This is a genomic window from Gordonia hirsuta DSM 44140 = NBRC 16056 (assembly GCF_000333015.1).
Lineage (GTDB): Bacteria > Actinomycetota > Actinomycetes > Mycobacteriales > Mycobacteriaceae > Gordonia > Gordonia hirsuta.
On record NZ_BANT01000043.1, the window covers coordinates 1 to 20,136 of the forward strand.

Here is a 20,136-nt window from a genome sequence, read left to right on the forward strand (position 1 = left end):
CGGGCGCTCCGGCAGCGAGCGCCGGGCCGGCCGCGGCAGGTCGTCGTTCCAGGGTCTCCACCCGCTGCAGGAGTGCGGCATCGTCAGCGGATGCGGCCGGCAGCAGCAGCCGGGCGCACATCACCTCCAGCAGCAGCCGCGGCGAGGTGGTGCCTCGCATCTCGCCGAGTGCCGCGTGCGCGACCTCCGCGTAGCGGGTCAGGGTGGCCGGCCCCAAAAAGTCGATCACCGACCGCATCCGGGTGACCTGATCGTCGGGGGCCTCGACCAGCCCGCGTTCGGCGGCGTCCGGGACGGCCTGCAGCAGCAGCAGGTCCCGGAACCGGTCCAGCAGATCGATGGCGAAACGGCGCGGGTCGTGCCCGGCATCCACCACGCGTTCGACGACCCCGAACAGCGCGGCGCCGTCGCCGGCGGCGAGTGCGTCGACCGCACCGTCGATCAGCGCGACATCGGTGACACCCAGCAGCGATAGCGCGCGCGTATAGGTGACACCGTCGGGTCCGGCACCGGCCAGCAGCTGATCCAGGATCGACAACGAGTCGCGCGGCGATCCCCCGCCGGCCCGGATCACCAGTGGGAAGACCTCGGGCGCCACCGTGACGCCCTCGCGCTGGCAGATGTTCTCCAGCAGGCCCCGCATCACCGGCGGCGCCAACAGCCGGAACGGGTAGTGGTGCGTGCGCGAGCGGATCGTGGTGAGGACCTTCTCCGGCTCGGTGGTCGCGAAGATGAAGATCAGGTGCTCGGGCGGCTCCTCCACGATCTTGAGCAGCGCGTTGAAGCCGGCCGAGGACACCATGTGCGCCTCGTCGATGATGAACACGCGATACCGGGATTCGGCGGGCGCATAGAACGCCCGATCGCGCAGCTCCCGGGTGTCGTCGACACCGCCGTGGCTGGCCGCATCGAGCTCCACCACGTCCAGGTTGCCCGGACCGCCGGGGCCCAGCGCCACACACGAGGCGCACACCCCGCACGGGGTCGAGGTGGGGCCCTGTTCGCAGTTCAGCGACCGCGCCAGAATGCGTGCCGAGGACGTCTTACCGCAACCGCGCGGACCCGAGAACAGGTAGGCGTGGTTGATCCGTCCACTGTCCAGCGCTCGGCTGAGCGGAACGGTGACGTGCTCCTGCCCGACGACCTCGGCGAACGTCGCGGGCCGGTAGGTGCGATAAAGAGCCACGTGCCAACCCTACCGGCGGCCGGGGACAGTCGACCGCCGGACCCGGTCAGACCGCCGGTGCCATCTCCGCCGGGTCCCCACGTCCCCCCGCACGCCGGCGATCGGCCCACCAGAGCCCGCCGACGGTGGCCACGACGGCGATCGCATACACCCACAGATAATGGTTGACGACGAACCACTGCAGTCCGCCGATACCGTCCTTCACATACAGCCCCACCAGGTAGGCCTCACCGTACGGTTTCGCGATCCTGGTCGGCCAGATGAACGACACCAGGAACACCGCGATCGTGCCCGCACCGCTGAGCAGCCGTGCCGGTGTCGGCAGATCCGTCCGGAGGGCCAGGTCCGCGCCGATCACCAGCAGCGGAACGAACCACACCCAATGATGTCCCCAGGTCATCGGCGAGACGGCGCAGGAGCTCATCCCGATCAGCGTGATGGCCAGCAGTTCCTGACCGCGCCGGTGCGCATAGAGCGCCGCCCCGAATCCGGCGATCAGGGCGATCGCCACCAGTGTCAGCCACCACGCCGTGCTCGGCTCGGTGGTCTGCAGATGGTTGGCCAGCATTCCGCGCAGCGATTGGTTACCGCGCAGCCGCGCGCTTCCCACCCGCTCGGATTCGAAGAGTTTGTCGGTCCAGTACTGCCAGGAGTCCCGCGGCAGCACCGCGAAGCCGACCACCACGGTCGCGGCGAAACCGGCCAGCACCCCGGCGGTGGCGGTGCGATTGCGGCGCACCGCGCAGTAGACGGCGAAGATCATCGGTGTCAGCTTGATCCCGGCGACGATCCCGGTACCCACCCCCTTGAAGCGGGCACCGTCGGGGCGGGTCAGGTCGGCGATGATCACCAGCATGATGAAGATGTTGATCTGCCCGTACCAGATCGTGGTGCGCACCGGCTCGATCAGCATCAGCACCGCCACCAGCGCCACCGCGACGATCCGCAGCGTCGCGGTCGGGGTGCGGCCCAGGCTGCGCAGGCTCAGCATCACCACCGCGTACAGCGCGACCAGGATCCCGGCGCTCCAGACGACGCTGGCCACCCCGAACGGCACCCAGCCCAGCGGCTGCATGATCAGCGCCGAAAACGGCGAGTAGGTGTAGTCCAGTCCGTAGTGCAGCGGGGTGTTGTACAGATCGCCGCCGCGGCGGACCAGCAGCGCACCGTCCCGGTAGACACCCAGGTCGAGCTGGTTGTCGAACAGCCCCCAGAACGGGACGGTGTAGGGCACCACCCGGCCCTGCAGCCACAACGCCACCACGGCGACGACCACGGCAGCCGCCCCGATCAGGCCCGATCGGTAGCGCAAAGGCGTTTGAGTCACCTTGACACAATGCCATGTCCGATGCCCCGGACAGGGGAGGCTCCGGTCAGGAGTCAGGAATCGCGCTCGGCCAGCGTCTCCGCCGCGGCCAGCAGCGCGCAGGTGGCGACCCCGTCCATCGCCACAGCGAGTTCGTCGATCGGCGGGAAGGTCGGCGCCAGCCGGATGTTCCGGTCGTTCGGATCCTTCTTATAAGGGAACGTCGAACCGGCCGCGGTCAGTGCGATCCCGGCGTCCTTGGCCAGTTGCACGGTGCGCGCGGCGGTACCGTCGATCACGTCCAGGCTGATGAAGTAGCCACCGTCGGGTTCGGTCCAGCTGGCGATCTTGGCCTCGCCCAGCCGCTTCTCGAGGATGTCGAGCACGAGTGCGAACTTCGGTGCGATCAACTCCCGGTGCCGGGCCATATGCGCCCGCACCCCGTCGGCGTCGACCAGGAACTGCTGGTGCCGCAGATGGTTGAGCTTGTCCGGACCGATCTTGGCGATCGACAGCGACCCGGAATACCAGTCCAGATTCTCCGTCGACGATCCGAAGAACGAGACGCCCGCACCGGCGAAGGTGATCTTGCTGGTGGAACCGAAGACGTAGACGCGGTTGGGGTTGCCGGCCTCGGCGGCCATATCCAGGATCGGCAACGGCTCCGGTGCCTGATCGATCAGCGTGTGCACCGCGTAGGCGTTGTCCCAGTAGATCCGGAAGTCCGGTGCGGCCGGCATCGAGACCAGCGCGCGGGCCACCTGCTCGGAGACGGTGTATCCGGTCGGGTTGGAGTAGGTCGGCACCAGCCACATGCCTTTGATCGCCGGATCGGCGGCGACCAGTTCTGCGCAGATGTCCACATCCGGACCGTCCGGGTTCATCGGGACGTTGATCATCTCGATGCCGTACCGCTCGGTGATCGCGAAATGGCGGTCGTACCCGGGAACCGGGCAGAGGAACTTGATCGGGCCCGGTTCCTGCGACCACGGGCGCTCCGAATCGGGGGTGCCCAGCAGCAGGGCGAAGACCGTCAGGTCGTGCATGATCTGCAAGCTGGCATTGTTCTCGGCCAGGATCCGGTCCGGTCCGGTGCCCAGCAGCTCGCCGAAGATCGCGCGGATTCCCGGCAGCCCGTTGATCCCGCCGTAGTTGCGGCAGTCGACGCCCTCGGGGCTCAGATGGTTTCCCTCGCCCGGCAGCGCCAGCATCGGCTCGGACAGGTCGAGCTGGTCGGCCGCCGGCTTGCCGCGGGTCAGATCCAGTGCCAGCCCGGCGGCGCACAGGTCGTCGTACTGTGCGCGCAGCGCATTCTGGGTGTCGCGAAGCTGATCGGCGCTCATCGAGTGAAAATTCAACGGGGGCCTTCCCGGACAACCCAAGAGACGGTGCGAAGTTAGCGGACCCCGCGCACCCGAGAGAGCCCGTTGACCCTTGCTGCCTTCCGGCCCTGGGGGAGTTCACAGGATGCACGCCGCGCGGGATCCGTGGTCCAGTGTAGCCGGTAGCGGCGGCCACCTCGAAACGAGGCTGTGTCGAGGTGGCCGCCGCCGACCGTCAGGAACGACGCCGTCGCCCGGTTCAGTCGGCCCGGACTGCTGCCTCGATCCGCGAACCCAGGTCTGCGTCGATGTTCCGCCAGTATTCGAAGGCCCGCTCGAGTACCGGCTCGGATACACCGCCGCGCAGGTGCCCGGCCGCATTCGAGACCAGTCGGTCGCGAGCGGCGTCGTCGAGCACCTCGCGCACCAGGGTGCCGGCCTGGCCCCAGTCGTCGTCCTCGGCGTGCAGCTCGTAGGCGCTGCGCACGATCTCGCCGTCGGCGGCCCACTGTGGCTCCGGCTGCCCGGGATAGTCGGCGGCCGGGCCGCCCTTGGAGTTGGGCGCGTATACCGGATCGCTCACCGGATCGACCCGCATGGCGCCGTCCTTGGAGTACGAGTTCACCTGGTTGCGGGGCCGGTTCACCGGGATCTGCTGGTAGTTGGCGCCGATCCGCGCACGGTGGGCGTCGGGGTAGGAGAAGACCCGACCCAGCAGCATCTTGTCCGGGCTGAAGCCGATGCCGGGCACCACATTGCTCGGCGCGAAGGCGGCCTGCTCGATCTGGGTGTGATGATCGACCGGATTGGTGTGCAGCGTCATGCGGCCGACCTCGATCAGCGGGTAGTCCGCGTGCGGCCACACCTTGGTCAGGTCGAACGGGTTGAAGCGGTACGTCTTCGCGTCGTCGAACGGCATCAGCTGTACGTGCAGAGTCCAGCTGGGGTGGTCACCGGCGGCGATCGCGTCGAACAGGTCCCGCGTGTAATGGTCGCTATCGGTCATCGTGTAGCGCGCGGCCTCGTCGTCGGTGAGGTTCTCCACGCCCTGATCGGTCTTGAAGTGGTACTTGACCCAGTGCTTGATGCCCTCGGCGTTGACCCACAGGTAGGTGTGCGAGCTGTAGCCGTTCATATGCCGCCAGGTCGACGGCGTCCCGCGGTCGCCCATCAGCCAAGTGACCTGGTGCGCCGTCTCCGGGGACAGCGTCCAGAAGTCCCACTGCATATCGTGGTCGCGCAGGTTGTTGTCCGCACGGCGCTTCTGCGACCGGATGAAGTGCTGGAACTTGAGCGGGTCCCGCAGGAAGAAGATCGGCGTGTTGTTGCCGACCATGTCGTAGTTGCCCTCGTCGGTGTAGAACTTCAGGGCGAAACCGCGCGGGTCCCGCCAGGTGTCGGGGCTGCCCCGCTCGCCGGCGACCGAGGAGAAGCGGGCCATCATCTCGGTCTTGCGGCCGGGCTGCAGGAAGTCCGCGCAGGTGTAGGCGGAGACGTCCTGGGTGGTCTCGAAGGTGCCGAAGGCGCCGCTGCCCTTGGCGTGCGGCTGCCGTTCGGGGACGCGCTCGCGGTTGAACTGGGCCATCTGCTCGATCAGGTAGTGGTCGTGCAGGACGATCGGGCCGTTGGGTCCGACGGTGAGCGAATGGTCGTCGCTGCCCGCGGGCGCTCCCGAATCTGTGGTCGTGTACCGCTTTTCCGACATGACTGTCGCCTCCCGGTGATCGGCTCTCGATGGGCTGAGGAGGGGCCCGGAGCCTTAGAGCCCCTGCATTTCCACCGTACCGCGAGGCGGCGCCGCTGACCGGGGATCACCGCGGACACCCGCCCGGGGCCGGACGGCGGGGATTGCCGGTCCGCGCGTACCGATGCATTCGGCCCCCACCCGAGAACCCGGAATGGGGGCCGAACTCATCTGCGGAGGATAGGGGATTCGAACCCCTGAGGGCGTTAACCCAACCCGCGTTCCAGGCGAGCGCCATAGGCCACTAGGCGAATCCTCCAGGCGTCGATGGTAGCCGCTGGCGGCGCGCGACCCAAAACCGGTGGTCTCGATCGGCGGGGGTGGCCGCTATCGCACCGGGCACCGGGGCACCTACGACGACGATGCCGATTCCGGCGCCGCGGCCACGTCCACCGGTTCGACCGTCGTCGCCTGTCTACCCGTCTTCCGACGCAACCACGCGGCGAACCTGCTGTCGCGGTGCACCGGCGGCGGCTGTCCGGGGCGCCACTTGGCGGCGGTGTAGACGAAGGACAGCAGCGGCACCGCCAGCAGACCGCCGACGATGCCGGCCAGCATGATGCCCAGCGCGATGGCCAGGATGATCGCGACCGGATGCAGTTTGACCGAGTGCCCCAGCACGAACGGCTGCAGGATGTGCCCCTCGAAGGCCATCACGAAGACGAGCACGCCCAGCACGATCAGGGCGTTGACCCAGCCCTGCGTGGTCAGGGCGACGAACACCGCCAGCGTGCCGGCCACGAACGAGCCCACGATCGGGATGAACGAGCCCAGGAAGATGATCGCGACCAGCGGCAGCACCAGCGGCACGCCCAGGATCGCCAGCCCGATACCGATGACGGCGGCATCGATCGCCGCGACGATGACCGTGGCGCGGACGTAGGCCTCCAGGGTGCCGAAACCGGCCGCACCGGCACCGCGCACCCGGGCACGACTGCCCTCGGGCACCACGCGGGTGACGTAACGCCAGATCTGCGGTCCGTCGTACAGGAAGAAGACCAGCAAGAACAGGGTCAGCAGCAGGCCGGTGCTCACGCGTCCGGCGAAGGCCGCCGTACCCAGGGCACCGCTGGCGATCTTCCCTTCGTGCGACTGCAGCCACTGCAGGATCTCGTCGGCCACCGACCGGATGTTGTTCGCATCCAGGTGCAAGGGGCCGTCGATCAGCCACCGTTTGGTGTCGTTGATCGTCTCGGTCAGCTGGGCGATCAGCTCGGGGCCACCGGCGATGCCCTGCTGGATCGCAAACCCGAGGATCGCGATGACGGCCGCCAGGGTGACCAGGATCGAGGCCAGGACCGCGACGATCTTGGGTACGCCGCGGCGCACGGCCCGGTCGACGACCGGCCGCAGCAGCGCGGCGAACAGCAATGCCAGCGCCATCGGGAAGAAGACGTCCTCGAAACGCTTGAAGATCGCGCCCACGGCGACCACGAGCGCACCGATGACGAGCACTCGCCAGCTCCAGGCCGCGGTCTCGCGCACCCCGCGGGGAACGGAGTCGGCGATCGGCCGGTCCGGCGACGTCTCCGTCCGCGTCTCTGTCGCGGCCACGGCCGGCTCCCGGTGTTCCGGACCCGGCTCGCCGGCGACCGGATCGGTAGAACGCGGCTCGGTAGTCATCTGCCGAGCTTAACCACTTTCGTCGAGACACCGGCCCCGGGATCGCCGTGGCGGTCCCGGGGCCGGAAATCATCGTCGTACCGATCAGAACAGGATGTTGACCGGGGAGGCCTGGCTCAGCGAGAGGGCCCCCAGCAGCGGCGGGGTGACCCCGCTGCGGAAGGTCGCCGGCACACCGAGCACATCCTGGCCGTTGTTGAGGCGCTGCAGCTGTGCACGGGTCAGCGTCAGATCGGCCACATCGATTCGGCGCAGCACATCGGTGCCGTTCTGGTCGGTGGTCGAGGTCTTCAGGCTCAGCACGGCCTTGGCCCCGTTGACGCGGATGATCGGGTCGACCAGCGCGATCTCGTACAGGTGGAACTTGGTGTAGGCGACGATCGAGCCCTTGTAGCGCAGTTCGCCCTTCCCGTTCTGCACGGTGTTGGCGGCCAGTTCGTAGCCGAGCTTGCCGTCCTTCACCGAGGCGCCGTCCCTACCGACGACGGCACCCTGGGTGCTCTTGGCGAAGGTCGAGTAGAAGTTCGGCGAGTAGCCCCAGACGATGTTGCGGACGGCCGGCTTCGGGGTGTTGGGGCCCGGTTCGGTCGAGTAGTTGATCGGGACGTACCGCTCCTGTGCGGCGTTGATCGCATCCGCACCACCGAAGGTGTAGATGCCCCAGCGTCCGTTGGCCGGCGCATCCTTCGGGGTGGTCAGCGTGATCTTGGCGGTGAAGGTGCCGTTCTTGTTCAGCGGCACCGAGCCCACCCGCACCGTCCGGCGCATATCGAACGGAACGTTCGGCACCTGGTTGAGGGCGTCGTGGGAGATGGCCCACTTGGTCTGCGAGCGGTCGGTGGTGCGCGCGGACTCCGGGGCACCCTTGGACGGGCGCCAATTCTGGTCGAACTTACCGAAGGTCACGAACGTGCCGTGCGGAACACCCGGCGGAACCGGGACCGGCAGACCGCCCTCGCGGTTGGCGTTCGGATCGAATCCGGTGCCCTTGACCACGACGACGTCGCCCGGATGCATCTGCGTCTGGCCGACCGGTGTCACACCGTCGGCGAGGAAGACCTGGATGACCGGAGTGAACGGTGCGGCCTGCACCGGCGCTGCGAGCGCGGCCCCGGCGACTGCGGTGCACATCGCCAGCAGGCTGATGACGACGAAACGAACGAATTTCATTAGCTGAGCCTAACCGATCTAGATTTCGGCCGACAAAGGACCTAAGGCCCAAAACCGGCGGCACGCGTGTGGCATCGGCCCCATACTTGATGGTATGAGTGCCGCCACCGACCACAACATCTGGCCCGGTCTGGTGTACCGGGATCCGTTCGCCGCCCGCCAGTGGCTCACCCGACTGGGTTTTGAGCCCGGCGTGCTGGTCGACGGCGATACCCCGGGCGCGGTCCGGCATTCGGAGATGCGGTGGCCCGAAGGGGGGCGCGTGATGCTCAGTTCGGCCGGGGGCGATCTGCCGTCGGCTCCCGGCGCCGGCAACGTCTACGTCGTCGTCACCGATCCGGATGCGGTGTATGCGCGGGCTCGCGAACTCGGGGCGGTGTTCCTGCGTGAACTGAAGGACGAGGAGTACGGCTCCCGCGGCTTCACCATCGCCGATGCAGAAGGCAACGCCTGGAGCTTCGGCACCTACGCCGGCTGACCGGACCGTCCGGTGCGCACCTGCCGGTTCACTCGATCCGGTTGCCGTCGGCGTCCCAGTGTTCGGCGACCATCCGGCTCGGCTGCACCCGCGGCGGCTCGCCCGGCATCTTCGGGTAGGTCGGCGGATAGGGCATATCGCCCAGGCCGTCGGCGTCGTCGCGCTGGACCATCTCCAGCAGCGGCTCGATCCCCACGCGCCGCCGGTCGATGTCCGACCACGGGTCGCCGCGCCGTTCCAGCAGCGCCGGGACCGTGGTCATCGTGAAATCTGCCGGACCGGCGTCGGCCAACTCCTCCCAGCTCAGCGGGGTGGAGACGTGCGCCTGCGGAGTCTTGCGCACCGAATACGGGGCGGCCATCGTGCGATCGCGCGCGTTCTGGTTGAAGTCGATGAACACCCGGTCGCCGCGCTCCTCCTTCCACCACGAGGTGGTGACCGCCTGCGGATCGCGGCGCTCGAGTTCGCGGGCCAGGGCGATCACCGCCCGGCGGGTGGCGATGAAGTCCCAGTCCGGCTCGATCGGGATGTACACGTGGACGCCGCGTTTACCCGAGGTCTTGGGATATCCGGGCATGCCCAGTTCGTCCAGCAGCGGACGCAGGAGCTCCAGGGCGACCCGGCGGGCATCGGCGTAACCGGTGTCGCCGGACGGATCCAGGTCCAGCCGCAACTGGTCGGGATGATCGTTGTCGGGATCCAGGGTGGGCCAGGTGTGAAAGGTGACCGTCCCCAGGTTCGCCGCCCACACCGCATCGGCGGGGATCGCCGGGCAGAACGCATGGCCGGTTCGCTTGGACGGGAACTGCACGGTCGTCGATCGCACGTGCTCGGGGTGATACTTCGTCAGGTGCTTCTGGTAGATCTGTTCACCGTCGATGCCGTCGGGGTAGCGCTCCAGATAGGTGGGGCGACCAGCGATCGCGGTCGTCAGCGCCTCGGTGGGTCCGGCCGCCACCGCGCGGTAGTAGTCGACCAGATCGCGTTTGCGGCCGCCGTCGTCTCCCAGGTCGGGGAAGTAGATCTTGTCCGGGTTGGTCAGGCGTACCTCGACGCCGTCGACATCGAGCAGTTCCGGGGCGGGTTTGGGCACGGTCAGGCTCCTTCCAGGACGTCGTAGACGTCATAGGTCAGCGGCACGTCCAGCTGGTCGTAGGTGCAGCTGCGCGGGTCGCGGTCGGGCCGCCAGCGCAGGAACTTCACCGTGTGCCGGAAGCGCCGGTTCTCCATCTGGTCGTAGGCGACTTCGACGACCAGGTCCTGGCGGATCGGGATCCACTCCCCCGACGCCGAACTGCGCCAGCGGCTGGGTTCGCCCGGTGCGACGGCATCGGGGTCGAGCCGGAGCCGTTCGAGCTGCGCCTGCAGTGCGAGTCGTTTCGCATCCGAGAAGGCGCTGGACCCGCCGACCAGGTGGGCTTCGCCGTCGTCGTCGTACAGGCCCAGGAGCATCGACCCCAGGCCGGTGCCGCTCTTGTGGACGCGGTAACCCAGCACCACGCAGTCGGCGGTGCGTGTGTGTTTGATCTTGAGCATCTCGCGTTTGCCCGGAACGTAGCGGCCGTCGAGCCGTTTGGCGACGACCCCGTCGAGGCCAGCGCCTTCGAACGCGGTGAACCAGTCCTGCGCCTGCTCCGCGTCCCGGGTGGTCCGGCCCAGCCGCAGTCGCGCATCCGGTCCGGCCGGGCCGATCGCCTCGGCCAGTGCCCGGCGCCGCTGCACATAGGGTTCGGGCATCAGGTCCTGCGTACCGAGGGCCAACGCGTCGAAGCCGATGAACAGCGCCGGGGTCGCCGCCGCGAGTTCGGCGACGCGGGAGGCGGCCGGGTGGATCCGCTGGGACAACTGATCCCAGTCCAGGCGGGTGACCCCACCGATCATGCGGGGAACGCAGATCTCCCCGTCGATCACCGCCCGGCTCGACAGCTCCGTCGCGGCGGCCGCTACCAGCTCTGGGAAGTAGCGGGCCAGATCTTTCCCGCTGCGCGAGGAAATCGCGATCTCGTCCCCGTCGCGGAAGATCACTGCGCGGAAACCGTCCCATTTCGGCTCGTACGACCACTGCGGCTCGCCCGGCGGCTGGGTGGGCACCGCAGCCACCGCTTTGGCCAGCATCGGCGCGATCGGCGGGTTCACTGGCAGGTCCATGTACTCACGCTACCGCCGCTGCTCGGTATCGTCAGGGCTCATGAGCGCCGCCGGCCGTTTCGCACCGTCCCCGTCCGGAGACCTGCACCTCGGTAACCTGCGGACCGCGCTGCTGGCCTGGCTGTTCGCCCGGTCGACCGGCCGGGACTTCGTGATCCGGATGGAAGACCTGGACCGGGTCCGTCCCGGCGCCGCGCAGCGGCAGCTGTCCGATCTGGCCGCGATCGGGCTGGACTGGTCCGAGCCGGTGATCTGGCAGTCCGCCCGCCGGGAGGTCTACCGCGCGGCGGTGGCCGAGCTGACCTCCGCCGGCGAGACCTTCGAGTGCTTCTGTACGCGCCGGGAGATCCAGGAGGCGCCGTCGGCACCGCACGCGCCGCCAGGCGCCTACCCCGGTACCTGCCGGGATCTGACCGAACCGCAGCGTGCGCAACGCCGCGGCGACCGGCCCGCCGCGATCCGGCTGCGCGCCGACACCGCCTCGTTCACCGTGCACGACCAGCTGCACGACCAGCTGCACGGCGACTACACCGGCGAGGTCGACGATTTCGTTCTGCTGCGCGGGGACGGTACCCCCGCCTACAACCTGGCGGTGGTGGTCGACGATGCCGCCGCCGGCATCGACCAGGTGGTCCGCGGCGAGGATCTGCTCTCGTCGGCACCGCGGCAGGCGTATCTGGCCGTGCGTCTGGGATACCCGGTACCCGAGTACGCCCACGTACCGATGGTGCTGAACACCGACCGGATCCGGCTGTCCAAGCGGGACGGCGCGATCACGCTGGCGCAGCTGGCCGACCACGGGATCGACTCCGCCCGGGCGCTGACCCTGATGGCAGAGTCGCTGGGTCTGGCCGCTCCCGGCGAGTCGGTGGACGTCGAGACGCTGCTGCGCCGCTTCGATCCGGCCCGGATTCCCCGGGAGCCGTGGCTGTTCACCCCGCCCGGATGAACTTGTGTTCCGTTTCCGACCTCTCCGGGGAGGAAACGGAACACGAGATCGCGCTGCGCCCGCCCGGTGTATCGAACAGCGGCATTTTTCCTCCGGCTCTGCGTGACGCGGTCAGGTCCGGCGGGCGGCTCCCGCGTAGTACCGGGCCAGGAATTCGTCGCGGTATTCGAAGTAGTTCCCCGCGTCGATGGCGCGGCGGGCACGGTCGACCAGAGTCACCGTGAACGACAGGTTGTGCAGGGTCGCCAGCGTCGCGGCGAGACCTTCCTTCGCCCGGAACAGATGGTGCAGGTAGGCGCGGGTGTACTGGGTGGAGTAGTTGTCCAGTTCGGCATCCAGCGGCGAGAAATCGGCCTTGTATCTGGCGTTGGTGATGTTGTAGCGCCCGTCGAAGGAGTAGATCGCGCCGTTGCGGGCGACCCGGGTCGGTGACACGCAGTCGAAGGTGTCGGCACCGTTCTCGATGGCCGTGAAGATGTCGTCGGGTTCGCTGATGCCCAGCAGGTGGCGCGGCGCATCCTCGGGCAGCTCGTCGGTGACCCAACCGACGATGGTGCCCAGGTTCGCCTTCTCCAGCGCCCCGCCGATGCCGTAACCGCCGAACCCCTTGCCGCCGGCGTCCCGGTCGATCCGGGACAGTTCGAGCAGGTCCCGGGTGGCCTTACGGCGCAGGTCCTCGTACTGGGCGCCCTGCACGACTCCCCACAGCGACTGCTGCGGCCGATGGGTCCGGGCGGTCGAGAGCCGGTTGTGTTCGGCCAGGCAGCGGATCGCCCACTGCCGGGTGCGCTCGAGCGAACTCTCCTGGTAGCCGCGGGTGTTCATCAGCGTGGTCAGCTCGTCGAAGGCGAAGATGATGTCGGCGCCCAGCTGGTGCTGGATCTGCATGGACACCTCGGGGGTGAACCGGTGGCGGGATCCGTCCAGATGGGACTTGAAGGTGACGCCGTCGTCGTCGACGTCGGCCAGCCGTTCCTTTCCTTCAGCGACTGCCGAGTCGTCCTGGCGACCCTCGACATCCATCGAGATGACCTTCTTGAAGCCCACGCCCAGGCTCATCACCTGGAAGCCGCCGCTGTCGGTGTAGGTCGGTCCGGGCCAGTTCATGAAAGCGCCCAGACCGCCGGCGGCGTCGACGATCTCCGGACCCGGCTGCAGATAGAGGTGGTACGCGTTGGCCAGTACCGCCTGAGCCCCCAGCGCGGCCACCGCTTCGGGCAGCACCGTCTTGACCGTCGCCTTGGTGCCGACCGGGATAAAGGCGGGGGTGGCGATGTCACCGTGCGGGGTGCGGATGATCCCGGTCCGTCCCGCGGTGCCGTGCAGGGTGCTGCGTGCAACGAACTCACTGGTGGTCACGCGGGCGATTCTCCCATAGCGTAAGGGAATGACGCCGATATGCATCGCCGGGTCGACGCGCACCCGCGCGCGAGCCGCCACCGTCCTGTTCGCCGCCGGGCTCGGCCTGATCCTGGCCGGCTGCGGCACCGAACAGCAGGCCCCCGATTCCAGTCAGGCCGCCCACACACCACCGGCCGACCGCAGCATTCCCGTGGTAGGCGGCGTGAGCCCACCAAGCCGCGACTCGGCGGAGTCGCCTTCCAGTGCACCCAAGGACGCCGACGAATGCGGCCGGGTCGGGGGCCCCGACGGCTCTCTGTTCGTGCGGCTGGCCGGCGGCGATGTGACCTGCGAGACCGCGATGTCGATCGCCAAACAGTACAGCCCGCTCATCTCCACCGGCGAGCCGCAGACCGTGTCCGGCTGGGATTGCGGGCCGTCGGCCGAGACACACGGCGAGTTGGCCCGCTGCACCAAGGACAACCAGATCATCGCGTTCACCGCGATCTGAGGCGGCCTCAGATCAGCGCATCGGCCACACGCTCGAGTGCGGCGACCCGGCTGCCCTTGACCAGAACCGCGTCCCCGTCGGACAGGTCCCCCAACGCGGCGACCGCGGCGTCCACATCGGCGACGTGGGTCACCGACTCCCCGTAGTCGGGCTCGTCGACGGCGATCACCGTGATACCCAGCGCACGCGCGTGTTCGGCGATGCCCCGGTGCGCGGCCGGACCGTCCGCACCGAGTTCGGCCATGGTGCCCAGGACCGCGAACCGGCGCGCGGCCGTCAGCCGCCCCAGTGAATCCAGTGCGGCCGCCATCGACGTCGGATTGGCGTTGTAGGCGTCGTTGATCACCCGCACGCCCGCGGCGGTGGTGGTCAGTTCCATCCGGAGTCCAGACAGCCGGGCCTGCGCCAGACCGGCGGCGATCGCCTCGATCGGCACTCCCAGGCCGCCGCCGGCGGCCGCGGCGGCCAGTGCATTGGGGACCTGGTGTTCCCCGCGCGCCCCGAGTGCCACCCGGGTGGCGCCCCACGGAGTCACCAGATCGAAGCTGGCGCGCAGCTGATCGTCGAGCAGAACGTTCTCGGCACGCACATCGGCGCCGCCCCCGGATCCGTAGAACAGGGTCCGCGCCTGGGTGCGGGTGTGCATCGCGGCCACCAGTTCATGGTCGGCGTTGAGCACCGCCAGCCCGTCGGCAGGCAGCGCTTCGACCAGTTCCCCCTTGGCGCGCGCGACATCGGCCAGCGAGCCGAACATCTCCAGATGCACGCCCTCCACGCGGGTCAACACCCCGACGGTGGGCGAGGCGATCTCGCACAGCAACTGGATGTGCCCGACGCCGCGGGCGCCCATCTCCAGCACCACCGCTTCGGTGTCGTCCGGCGCACCCAGCAGGGTCAGCGGCAGACCCAGTTCGTTGTTGAAACTCTTCTCGCTGGCGGCGGTGCGGAAAGTCGTCTCCAGCACCCCCGCCAGCAGATCCTTGGTGGAGGTCTTGCCGACCGATCCGGTGACCCCGACGACCCGGTCGGGTACCTGGCGGCGCGCCTCGCGCCCCAGCGCGGCCAGCGCGATCGCGGTGTCGGCGACCTGGACGGCGGTGGCCCGCACTGCGGGGTCGGGGGCACGATCGGTCAGGTAGGCGGTGGCTCCCGCCGCGACGGCGGCGCCGATGAAATCGTGCCCGTCGCGGGCGGCGACGATCGGAACGAACAACTGGCCCGGCCGGGCCGAACGCGAATCGATACCGGCCGAGTCGACCCGGACATCGGGGCCGTGGAGGACGCCGCCGGTGGCGGCCGCGATCTGACTGGTGAACAGGTGCACACGCCAAACGCTACCCGCCGGGGCCAGCGCGGCGGCAGCCGATATCACCGATCAGTATCCTGACCCCATGAGTTCTCCCCTCCTGCGACTGGTGGTCCTCTACGGCGGGGTCTCCGCCGAACACGATGTCTCCCGGATCTCGGCCGCGCACGTACTGGCCGCCGCCGATCGCACCAGGTACACCCTGGTTCCGGTCGGCATCGCCAAGGACGGGACCTGGCATCGCAACGACACCGCCGCCGCTGCGCTGACCGCCGGCGAGGATCTGGGTTCCAGCCTGGACATCACCGGACCGGTGGTCGATCCAGTGCAGGTCCTCACCGACGCTCCCGCCGGCAGCGGCGAGACGGTAGTGCTGCCGCTGCTGCACGGACCGCACGGCGAAGACGGCACCGTCCAGGGGCTGCTCGAGATGCTGACCGTCCCCTATGTGGGCTGCGGTGTGCTCTCCTCGGCCCTGTGCATGGACAAGGGAATGGCCAAAGAGGTCGCCGCGCGCGCCGAGATCCCGCAGTGCCGCTGGCTCACCCTGCGGTACGGAGTCGACGAGCCGGAGACCTTCGCCGCCGAGGCGATCGCCGTCCTGGGCCTGCCGGTCTTCGTCAAACCCGCCAATATGGGCTCGTCGGTGGGCGTCACCCGCGCCGAGTCCGCCGCCGAACTGTACGACGCGATCACCCTGGCACTGCGGTACGACGATGTGGTCGTGGTCGAGGAGGCCGTGACCGCCCGCGAGATCGAGGTCGGCGTGCTCGGCAACGGTATCGGCGCGACCACCCTGCCCGGCGAGGTCCGGCCCGGCAGCGACTTCTACGACTACGAGGACAAGTACATCACCGGCGCCGCCGAACTGGTGATCCCGGCTGAACTGTCCGACGCCGCCATCGCCGAGGTCCGCCGGCTGGCCGCCCGCGCCTTCGTCGCCCTGCGGTGCGCGGGGATGGCCCGGGTCGACTTCTTCTACGAGGAAGGCGGCCGCGGCTGGCTGCTCAACGAGATCAATACGATCCCCGGGTTCACCCCGGCGTCGATGTACCCGAAGATGTGGGAGGCCACGGGGGTCTCGTACCCGGAGCTGATCGACCGCCTGGTGGAACTGGCTCGGGCCACCCATCGTCGTCGTAGCGGCTTCTCCCTGGAGCACTGACCGGACCCGCGCAGTGAAAAGGCCCCTGACCTGCATTGCAGATCAGGGGCCTTGCGCGGTGGCGAGGGGATTTGAACCCCTGGTGCGTTGCCGCACACAGCATTTCGAGTGCTGCACCTTCGGCCACTCGGACACGCCACCGCGGAAAACTGTACCCGAGCGCCGACCGGGAATTAAATCCGCTGGTCAGCTACCCGCTGCACGCGAATTCAGTTGCCCGCCAGCTTGTCCTTGACCTCGCCGGCCTTCTCGGTCACGCTGCCGATGACACCCTTGACCTGCTCGTTATCGGCCAGCTCGCCGACCTTCTCCTTGACCTGGTCGACGACACCGGAGACGGTCTCGTTGTCGGCGAGCTCGCCGACCTTGTCCTTGACCTGGTCCACGATTCCGCTGATCTTGTCCGACAGTTCCGACATGTTGGTTCCCTTCGTCTACTGGCGCGTCGCAACGACGGCGCACGTGTCCGATTCTAGTCCGCGGCACCGGCTTCGTCACCGGGGACGCCGGACGGCGAAGAACTCCTCGAGCAGGGCGGCGCACTCGCGCGCCAGGACCCCGCCGCGTACCTCGGGACGCCAGCTCAACCGCCGGTCACGCAGCAGATCCCACTGCGAACCGACCGCACCGGTCTTGGGCTCGTAGGCGCCGAAGACCAGCGAGGAGATGCGGGCCAGACCGATCGCTCCGGCACACATCGCACACGGCTCCACCGTCACCGCCAGCGTGCATCCCTCCAGCCGCCAGCCGTCCCCGTGGACACGGGCGGCTTCGCGCAGGGCGAGGATCTCGGCGTGGGCGGTCGGATCGCCGTCGGCTTCACGACGGTTGGCGGCGCGGGCCAGCTCCCGGCCGTCGGGGCCGAAGACGACCGCACCGATGGGCACGTCTTCTGCGGGCGCGCTCCGTGCCGCGGCCAGCGCCGCGCGGATCTGCGCCTGCGCGGGCACCGGCTCAGTCCCCGAGGTCGTCGAGCACCCCGGACAGTTCGTCGGCGAACCCCAGGCGTGCGGCGATCATGCCGAGCTGTTCGTCGGCATACAGGTCGGTGTCACCGACGATGATGCTCATCACCCCGTCGGGCAGACCCAGATCGGCCAGCACCGCCACATCGCCTTCCTCCCACGGGTCGACGTCGTCGACGTCGTCCGGATCCAGATCGGGGACGTCGATGTGTAGACGCTCGAGCACGTCCTCGGCGATGTCGTAGTCGACGGCGGCGGTGGCGTCCGAGAGCAGCAGTCGCGCACCACTGGGGGACGGGCGAATGACGATGAAGAACTCGTCGTCCACGTTCAGCAGCCCGAAGACCGCACCGGCCGCCCGCAGCTCCCGCAGCTGCTGCTCGGCCTCCTGCAGGCTGTCCAGGGCCCCGCCGGACAGCGGAGTGACCTTCCAGCCGGTCTCTTCGCGGACCACCGCGACCGCGTAACCATCGATATCGGAGGTGTGGTCGGCGGCGGATCCCATGCAGGCCACGGTAGCCGGTTTCACCCCCTCCCCCAAGTCATATCGCCCCGTGATGTGCGACGCTGAATCGGTGGTTCACGACAATGCACGCCCGGTCTGCATCCTCGGTCTCGGCCTGATCGGCGGATCCCTGCTGCGCAGGCTCGCCGACCCCGCGGCGGCCGAGCCGCGGCCGGTCTACGGATACAACCGGTCCCCCGGCACGGTCGCCGACGCGACCGCGGCGGGCTACGACGCCACCGCCGATCTGGCCTCCGTGCTGACCCGCGCGGCCGCCGACGATGCCCTCGTGGTGCTGGCCGCCCCGCTGCCGGCGCTGCCCGCACTGGTCGTCGCCGTTGCCGAGCACGCCCCCGGCTGCCTGCTGACCGATGTGGTCAGCGTCAAGGAGGAGGTCGGCCGGATCGTCGCCGAGCATCATCCGCGAGCCCGCTACGTCGGCGGCCACCCGATGGCCGGCACCGCCGAGTCCGGCTGGGCGGCGACCGATCCGGAATTGTTCACCGGCGCGATGTGGATGGTGACCACGCACGACGGCACCGATCCGGACGACTGGCTGAGGGTGGCAGATCTGGCCCGGGCCGCCGGCGCCTACGTGGTGCCGGCCGCCGCCGACGCCCACGACCGGGCGGTCGCAGCGATCTCACACAATCCGCATCTGACCGCCGCGGTCACCGCGACGGTCGGCGCCGGGGAGAGCGAACTGGCACTGCGGCTGGCCGCCGGCAGTTTCCGGGACGGAACCCGGGTCGCCGGCACCGCTCCGCAGCTGCAGCGCGCCATGCTCGAGGGCAATGCGAACGCGCTGCTGAACACGTTGAGTGAGACCATCGACCGGTTGACTGCGGCCCGCGATGCGCTGCGCGATCACGGCAGTGTCGAGGTGATCGTCGACGACGGTCACCGGGCTCGCCGCCGGTACCAGCAGATCGCCGCCGCCGAACCCGCACCGATCGAGAACGTCCGGGTCGGCGAGGCCGGTTGGGCGCAGGAGCTCCGGAGACAGGCCCACCAGGCCCGGGTGTGGGTCGGCTGACCGGACGGATCAGATCCGGTCGGCGATGCCGGGGAAGTCGGTGACCAGACCGTGTTCGTCGACCTTCAGTTCCCAGCTGCCCCGCATCGAGGTGAGCCGGGCGACACCGCCGTCGGCCCCGAGGCCGGCGAAGTCGTACGACTTGTCGATCAGGTCGACACTGCAACTCGGCAGGATCAGTTCGACCACCGGGATGTCGATGGCGGCACGCTCTTCGATCAACCCGTACCGACGCACCACCAGCGACTTGAGGAACGGCGAATGCCACAGGTCCACGGTGTCGGCGCCGCCGAACTCGCTGTGGACCACGCTGTCGGGGGTCTGCACCATCCAGCGGCCGTCCATATCGCGGCTGATGTCCAGCGAGATCTCCCCGCTGGCTTTGAGCATCCGCGCCGACAGTCTGCGGGTCGCTCCCGAATCGGTGGTCACCAGCTCGTACGAGACCGAAAAAGCTTCGTACTCGTCGGTGGCCGCGCTGATGATCCGCCCATAGGCACGGATGCGTGCGCCGCGAAGATTCAGCCGGACCTGCTCCATGCTGCCGGCGTCGGCACCGCGCCAAGTGAGCATGGCCTTGAGGTTGGAGGTTGCAGACACGCCTCTACGGTAACCCTTGTCAGCCCCGGCAGGTGAGTATCCCCGGCCCAGACGTCGGATCGAGCCGCTCGGCGGCCACCTCCCGGCCGCCGACGACGATCGAGCACTCCGCAGCACTGCCCTTTTCCACGAAGACGGTGATCTGCCCGTTGCCCTGCGTCTTGGTGATCAGCTCCCACCCGCCGGCGGGGATGCGGGCCCACCGGGAGCGCCCCTGATCGGCGAAGAAGACGGTCGCCGGAACCTGCGTGACCACTTCGTAGCGGACCTCTTGCAGCGGCCCCTGCGGCCGTGCCGACCGGGGTGCCGACGGCAGGGACCGCGGTGTACTCGGACGTGGGGGCAGCACCGTTTCCGGCGGGTTCGGGTCCTCGTTGCCGTCGAGGTACGGGTCGTCGAGCGGCTGGCTGGCAGGCGGTGCGGATCGGATCTGATCGGCGGTGTCGTCCCCGCCGGAGCTGAACAGGGTGAGGGCGAAGGCGACCACCAGGATCCCCGCCAGCGCCACGGCCAGCCAGGTCACCACCTGCCGCACCGGGTCTCGTTTCGGCGGGGGCGGGGTGGCCGCCGGCGGTTGCGGAGGGGCCGGCGGCTGGTCCGGCGGCGGTGTGGCGGCGGCCGGGGTCGGCGCGGTGTATTCGTAACGCGGGGTGCCGTCGTCGGCGAAGCCCAGCGGCGGGTAGCTCTGCCCACGGGCGACCGGCGGCCGGTACGGCGGGGCGGGTCGCGGGGTGTGCGGAGGCCGGGTCATGGTCTCCATTGTGACCGACGGGTATCGGAC

The 20,136-nt window shown here is 69.0% G+C and carries 20 protein-coding genes, 2 tRNA genes and 1 other RNA gene; 5 read left to right on the plus strand and 18 right to left on the minus strand.

Going from position 1 to position 20,136, the window contains the following annotated elements; translation table 11 throughout:
• From GOHSU_RS13660 to GOHSU_RS13690, 8 genes are all read right to left on the minus strand, one after another.
• A partial coding sequence (locus tag GOHSU_RS13660; RefSeq protein WP_005942952.1) for a DNA polymerase III subunit gamma and tau occupies positions 1-1,186 on the minus strand: 1,186 nt, incomplete at its 3' end.
• Between the two features lie 46 nt (positions 1,187-1,232).
• Positions 1,233-2,513 (minus strand): glycosyltransferase 87 family protein, encoded by a 1,281-nt coding sequence (locus tag GOHSU_RS13665; RefSeq protein WP_245551753.1) that lies wholly within the window; start codon positions 2,511-2,513, stop codon positions 1,233-1,235.
• A gap of 53 nt (positions 2,514-2,566) precedes the next feature.
• On the minus strand, positions 2,567-3,835 hold the full coding sequence (locus GOHSU_RS13670) for an aspartate aminotransferase type Ic (RefSeq protein WP_005942957.1): 1,269 nt from the start codon (positions 3,833-3,835) through the stop codon (positions 2,567-2,569).
• Positions 3,836-3,886: 51 nt separating this feature from the next.
• Positions 3,887-3,983, minus strand: an RNA gene (gene ffs, locus GOHSU_RS16645) — signal recognition particle sRNA small type.
• Between the two features lie 90 nt (positions 3,984-4,073).
• Positions 4,074-5,519, minus strand: coding sequence for a catalase (locus tag GOHSU_RS13675; RefSeq protein ID WP_005942960.1), 1,446 nt, complete (start codon positions 5,517-5,519; stop codon positions 4,074-4,076).
• Positions 5,520-5,732: 213 nt separating this feature from the next.
• Positions 5,733-5,817: transfer RNA gene (locus tag GOHSU_RS13680), tRNA-Ser, on the minus strand.
• 92 nt (positions 5,818-5,909) lie between these two features.
• Entirely contained in the window at positions 5,910-7,181 is a 1,272-nt protein-coding gene (locus tag GOHSU_RS13685) for an AI-2E family transporter (protein WP_005942963.1), read from the minus strand.
• Positions 7,182-7,265: 84 nt separating this feature from the next.
• A complete protein-coding gene (locus GOHSU_RS13690; protein ID WP_005942967.1) occupies positions 7,266-8,351 on the minus strand; it encodes an HtaA domain-containing protein in 1,086 nt (361 codons plus the stop codon).
• A gap of 94 nt (positions 8,352-8,445) precedes the next feature.
• Between GOHSU_RS13690 and GOHSU_RS13695 the strand changes: the two genes are divergently transcribed.
• On the plus strand, positions 8,446-8,829 hold the full coding sequence (locus tag GOHSU_RS13695; protein ID WP_005942970.1) for a VOC family protein: 384 nt from the start codon (positions 8,446-8,448) through the stop codon (positions 8,827-8,829).
• Between the two features lie 28 nt (positions 8,830-8,857).
• Here GOHSU_RS13695 and GOHSU_RS13700 read toward each other — a convergent pair whose 3' ends face one another.
• Both GOHSU_RS13700 and GOHSU_RS13705 read right to left on the minus strand, forming a co-directional pair.
• The gene (locus tag GOHSU_RS13700) at positions 8,858-9,922 is read right to left on the minus strand and encodes a DNA polymerase domain-containing protein (RefSeq protein ID WP_005942972.1); all 1,065 of its coding nucleotides are present in this window, start codon (positions 9,920-9,922) and stop codon (positions 8,858-8,860) included.
• 2 nt (positions 9,923-9,924) lie between these two features.
• Entirely contained in the window at positions 9,925-10,977 is a 1,053-nt protein-coding gene (locus GOHSU_RS13705) for an ATP-dependent DNA ligase (RefSeq protein WP_005942975.1), read from the minus strand.
• A 40-nt stretch (positions 10,978-11,017) separates the two neighbouring features.
• Here GOHSU_RS13705 and gluQRS point away from each other — a divergent pair, with 40 nt between their 5' ends.
• Complete coding sequence (gene gluQRS, locus GOHSU_RS13710; protein WP_005942976.1) at positions 11,018-11,926, plus strand: tRNA glutamyl-Q(34) synthetase GluQRS; 909 nt, start codon at positions 11,018-11,020, stop codon at positions 11,924-11,926.
• Positions 11,927-12,037: 111 nt separating this feature from the next.
• Here gluQRS and tgt read toward each other — a convergent pair whose 3' ends face one another.
• Positions 12,038-13,285, minus strand: coding sequence for a tRNA guanosine(34) transglycosylase Tgt (tgt, locus tag GOHSU_RS13715; protein ID WP_005942978.1), 1,248 nt, complete (start codon positions 13,283-13,285; stop codon positions 12,038-12,040).
• A 28-nt stretch (positions 13,286-13,313) separates the two neighbouring features.
• On the opposite strand from tgt, the gene GOHSU_RS13720 reads away from it, so the two are divergent.
• Positions 13,314-13,778, plus strand: coding sequence for a hypothetical protein (locus GOHSU_RS13720; protein ID WP_005942980.1), 465 nt, complete (start codon positions 13,314-13,316; stop codon positions 13,776-13,778).
• A 7-nt stretch (positions 13,779-13,785) separates the two neighbouring features.
• On the opposite strand, the gene GOHSU_RS13725 is transcribed toward GOHSU_RS13720, so the two are convergent.
• A complete protein-coding gene (locus tag GOHSU_RS13725) occupies positions 13,786-15,102 on the minus strand; it encodes a UDP-N-acetylmuramoyl-tripeptide--D-alanyl-D-alanine ligase (protein ID WP_005942982.1) in 1,317 nt (438 codons plus the stop codon).
• A 67-nt stretch (positions 15,103-15,169) separates the two neighbouring features.
• Here GOHSU_RS13725 and GOHSU_RS13730 point away from each other — a divergent pair, with 67 nt between their 5' ends.
• The gene (locus GOHSU_RS13730; RefSeq protein ID WP_005942984.1) at positions 15,170-16,249 is read left to right on the plus strand and encodes a D-alanine--D-alanine ligase family protein; all 1,080 of its coding nucleotides are present in this window, start codon (positions 15,170-15,172) and stop codon (positions 16,247-16,249) included.
• A 56-nt stretch (positions 16,250-16,305) separates the two neighbouring features.
• Here GOHSU_RS13730 and GOHSU_RS13735 read toward each other — a convergent pair.
• The 4 genes from GOHSU_RS13735 to GOHSU_RS13750 form a co-directional block, all read right to left on the minus strand.
• Positions 16,306-16,390 (minus strand) — tRNA-Ser (locus GOHSU_RS13735).
• 68 nt (positions 16,391-16,458) lie between these two features.
• Entirely contained in the window at positions 16,459-16,668 is a 210-nt protein-coding gene (locus GOHSU_RS13740) for a hypothetical protein (RefSeq protein WP_005942986.1), read from the minus strand.
• Positions 16,669-16,743: 75 nt separating this feature from the next.
• A complete protein-coding gene (locus GOHSU_RS13745) occupies positions 16,744-17,199 on the minus strand; it encodes a nucleoside deaminase (RefSeq protein WP_005942988.1) in 456 nt (151 codons plus the stop codon).
• Between the two features lie 4 nt (positions 17,200-17,203).
• Positions 17,204-17,719, minus strand: coding sequence for a tRNA adenosine deaminase-associated protein (locus GOHSU_RS13750; protein ID WP_029759833.1), 516 nt, complete (start codon positions 17,717-17,719; stop codon positions 17,204-17,206).
• Between the two features lie 52 nt (positions 17,720-17,771).
• On the opposite strand from GOHSU_RS13750, the gene GOHSU_RS13755 reads away from it, so the two are divergent.
• On the plus strand, positions 17,772-18,755 hold the full coding sequence (locus GOHSU_RS13755; protein ID WP_029759834.1) for a prephenate dehydrogenase: 984 nt from the start codon (positions 17,772-17,774) through the stop codon (positions 18,753-18,755).
• Between the two features lie 9 nt (positions 18,756-18,764).
• On the opposite strand, the gene GOHSU_RS13760 is transcribed toward GOHSU_RS13755, so the two are convergent.
• Together GOHSU_RS13760 and GOHSU_RS13765 are read right to left on the minus strand one after the other, a co-directional pair.
• The gene (locus GOHSU_RS13760) at positions 18,765-19,355 is read right to left on the minus strand and encodes a putative glycolipid-binding domain-containing protein (RefSeq protein ID WP_005942995.1); all 591 of its coding nucleotides are present in this window, start codon (positions 19,353-19,355) and stop codon (positions 18,765-18,767) included.
• 19 nt (positions 19,356-19,374) lie between these two features.
• The gene (locus GOHSU_RS13765) at positions 19,375-20,106 is read right to left on the minus strand and encodes a hypothetical protein (RefSeq protein WP_005942997.1); all 732 of its coding nucleotides are present in this window, start codon (positions 20,104-20,106) and stop codon (positions 19,375-19,377) included.
• Positions 20,107-20,136: the final 30 nt, after the last annotated feature.

Coding starts and splice junctions, on each gene's coding strand:
- GOHSU_RS13675 (WP_005942960.1), bottom strand. CDS start 5,519: ATGTCGGAAAAGCGGTACACGACCACAGATTCGGGAGCGCCCGCGGGC.
- GOHSU_RS13765 (WP_005942997.1), bottom strand. CDS start 20,106: ATGACCCGGCCTCCGCACACCCCGCGACCCGCCCCGCCGTACCGGCCG.
- GOHSU_RS13755 (WP_029759834.1), top strand. CDS start 17,772: ATGTGCGACGCTGAATCGGTGGTTCACGACAATGCACGCCCGGTCTGC.
- GOHSU_RS13720 (WP_005942980.1), top strand. CDS start 13,314: ATGACGCCGATATGCATCGCCGGGTCGACGCGCACCCGCGCGCGAGCC.
- GOHSU_RS13730 (WP_005942984.1), top strand. CDS start 15,170: ATGAGTTCTCCCCTCCTGCGACTGGTGGTCCTCTACGGCGGGGTCTCC.
- GOHSU_RS13690 (WP_005942967.1), bottom strand. CDS start 8,351: ATGAAATTCGTTCGTTTCGTCGTCATCAGCCTGCTGGCGATGTGCACC.
- GOHSU_RS13705 (WP_005942975.1), bottom strand. CDS start 10,977: ATGGACCTGCCAGTGAACCCGCCGATCGCGCCGATGCTGGCCAAAGCG.
- GOHSU_RS13695 (WP_005942970.1), top strand. CDS start 8,446: ATGAGTGCCGCCACCGACCACAACATCTGGCCCGGTCTGGTGTACCGG.
- GOHSU_RS13685 (WP_005942963.1), bottom strand. CDS start 7,181: ATGACTACCGAGCCGCGTTCTACCGATCCGGTCGCCGGCGAGCCGGGT.
- gluQRS (WP_005942976.1), top strand. CDS start 11,018: ATGAGCGCCGCCGGCCGTTTCGCACCGTCCCCGTCCGGAGACCTGCAC.
- GOHSU_RS13750 (WP_029759833.1), bottom strand. CDS start 17,719: ATGGGATCCGCCGCCGACCACACCTCCGATATCGATGGTTACGCGGTC.
- GOHSU_RS13740 (WP_005942986.1), bottom strand. CDS start 16,668: ATGTCGGAACTGTCGGACAAGATCAGCGGAATCGTGGACCAGGTCAAG.
- GOHSU_RS13670 (WP_005942957.1), bottom strand. CDS start 3,835: ATGAGCGCCGATCAGCTTCGCGACACCCAGAATGCGCTGCGCGCACAG.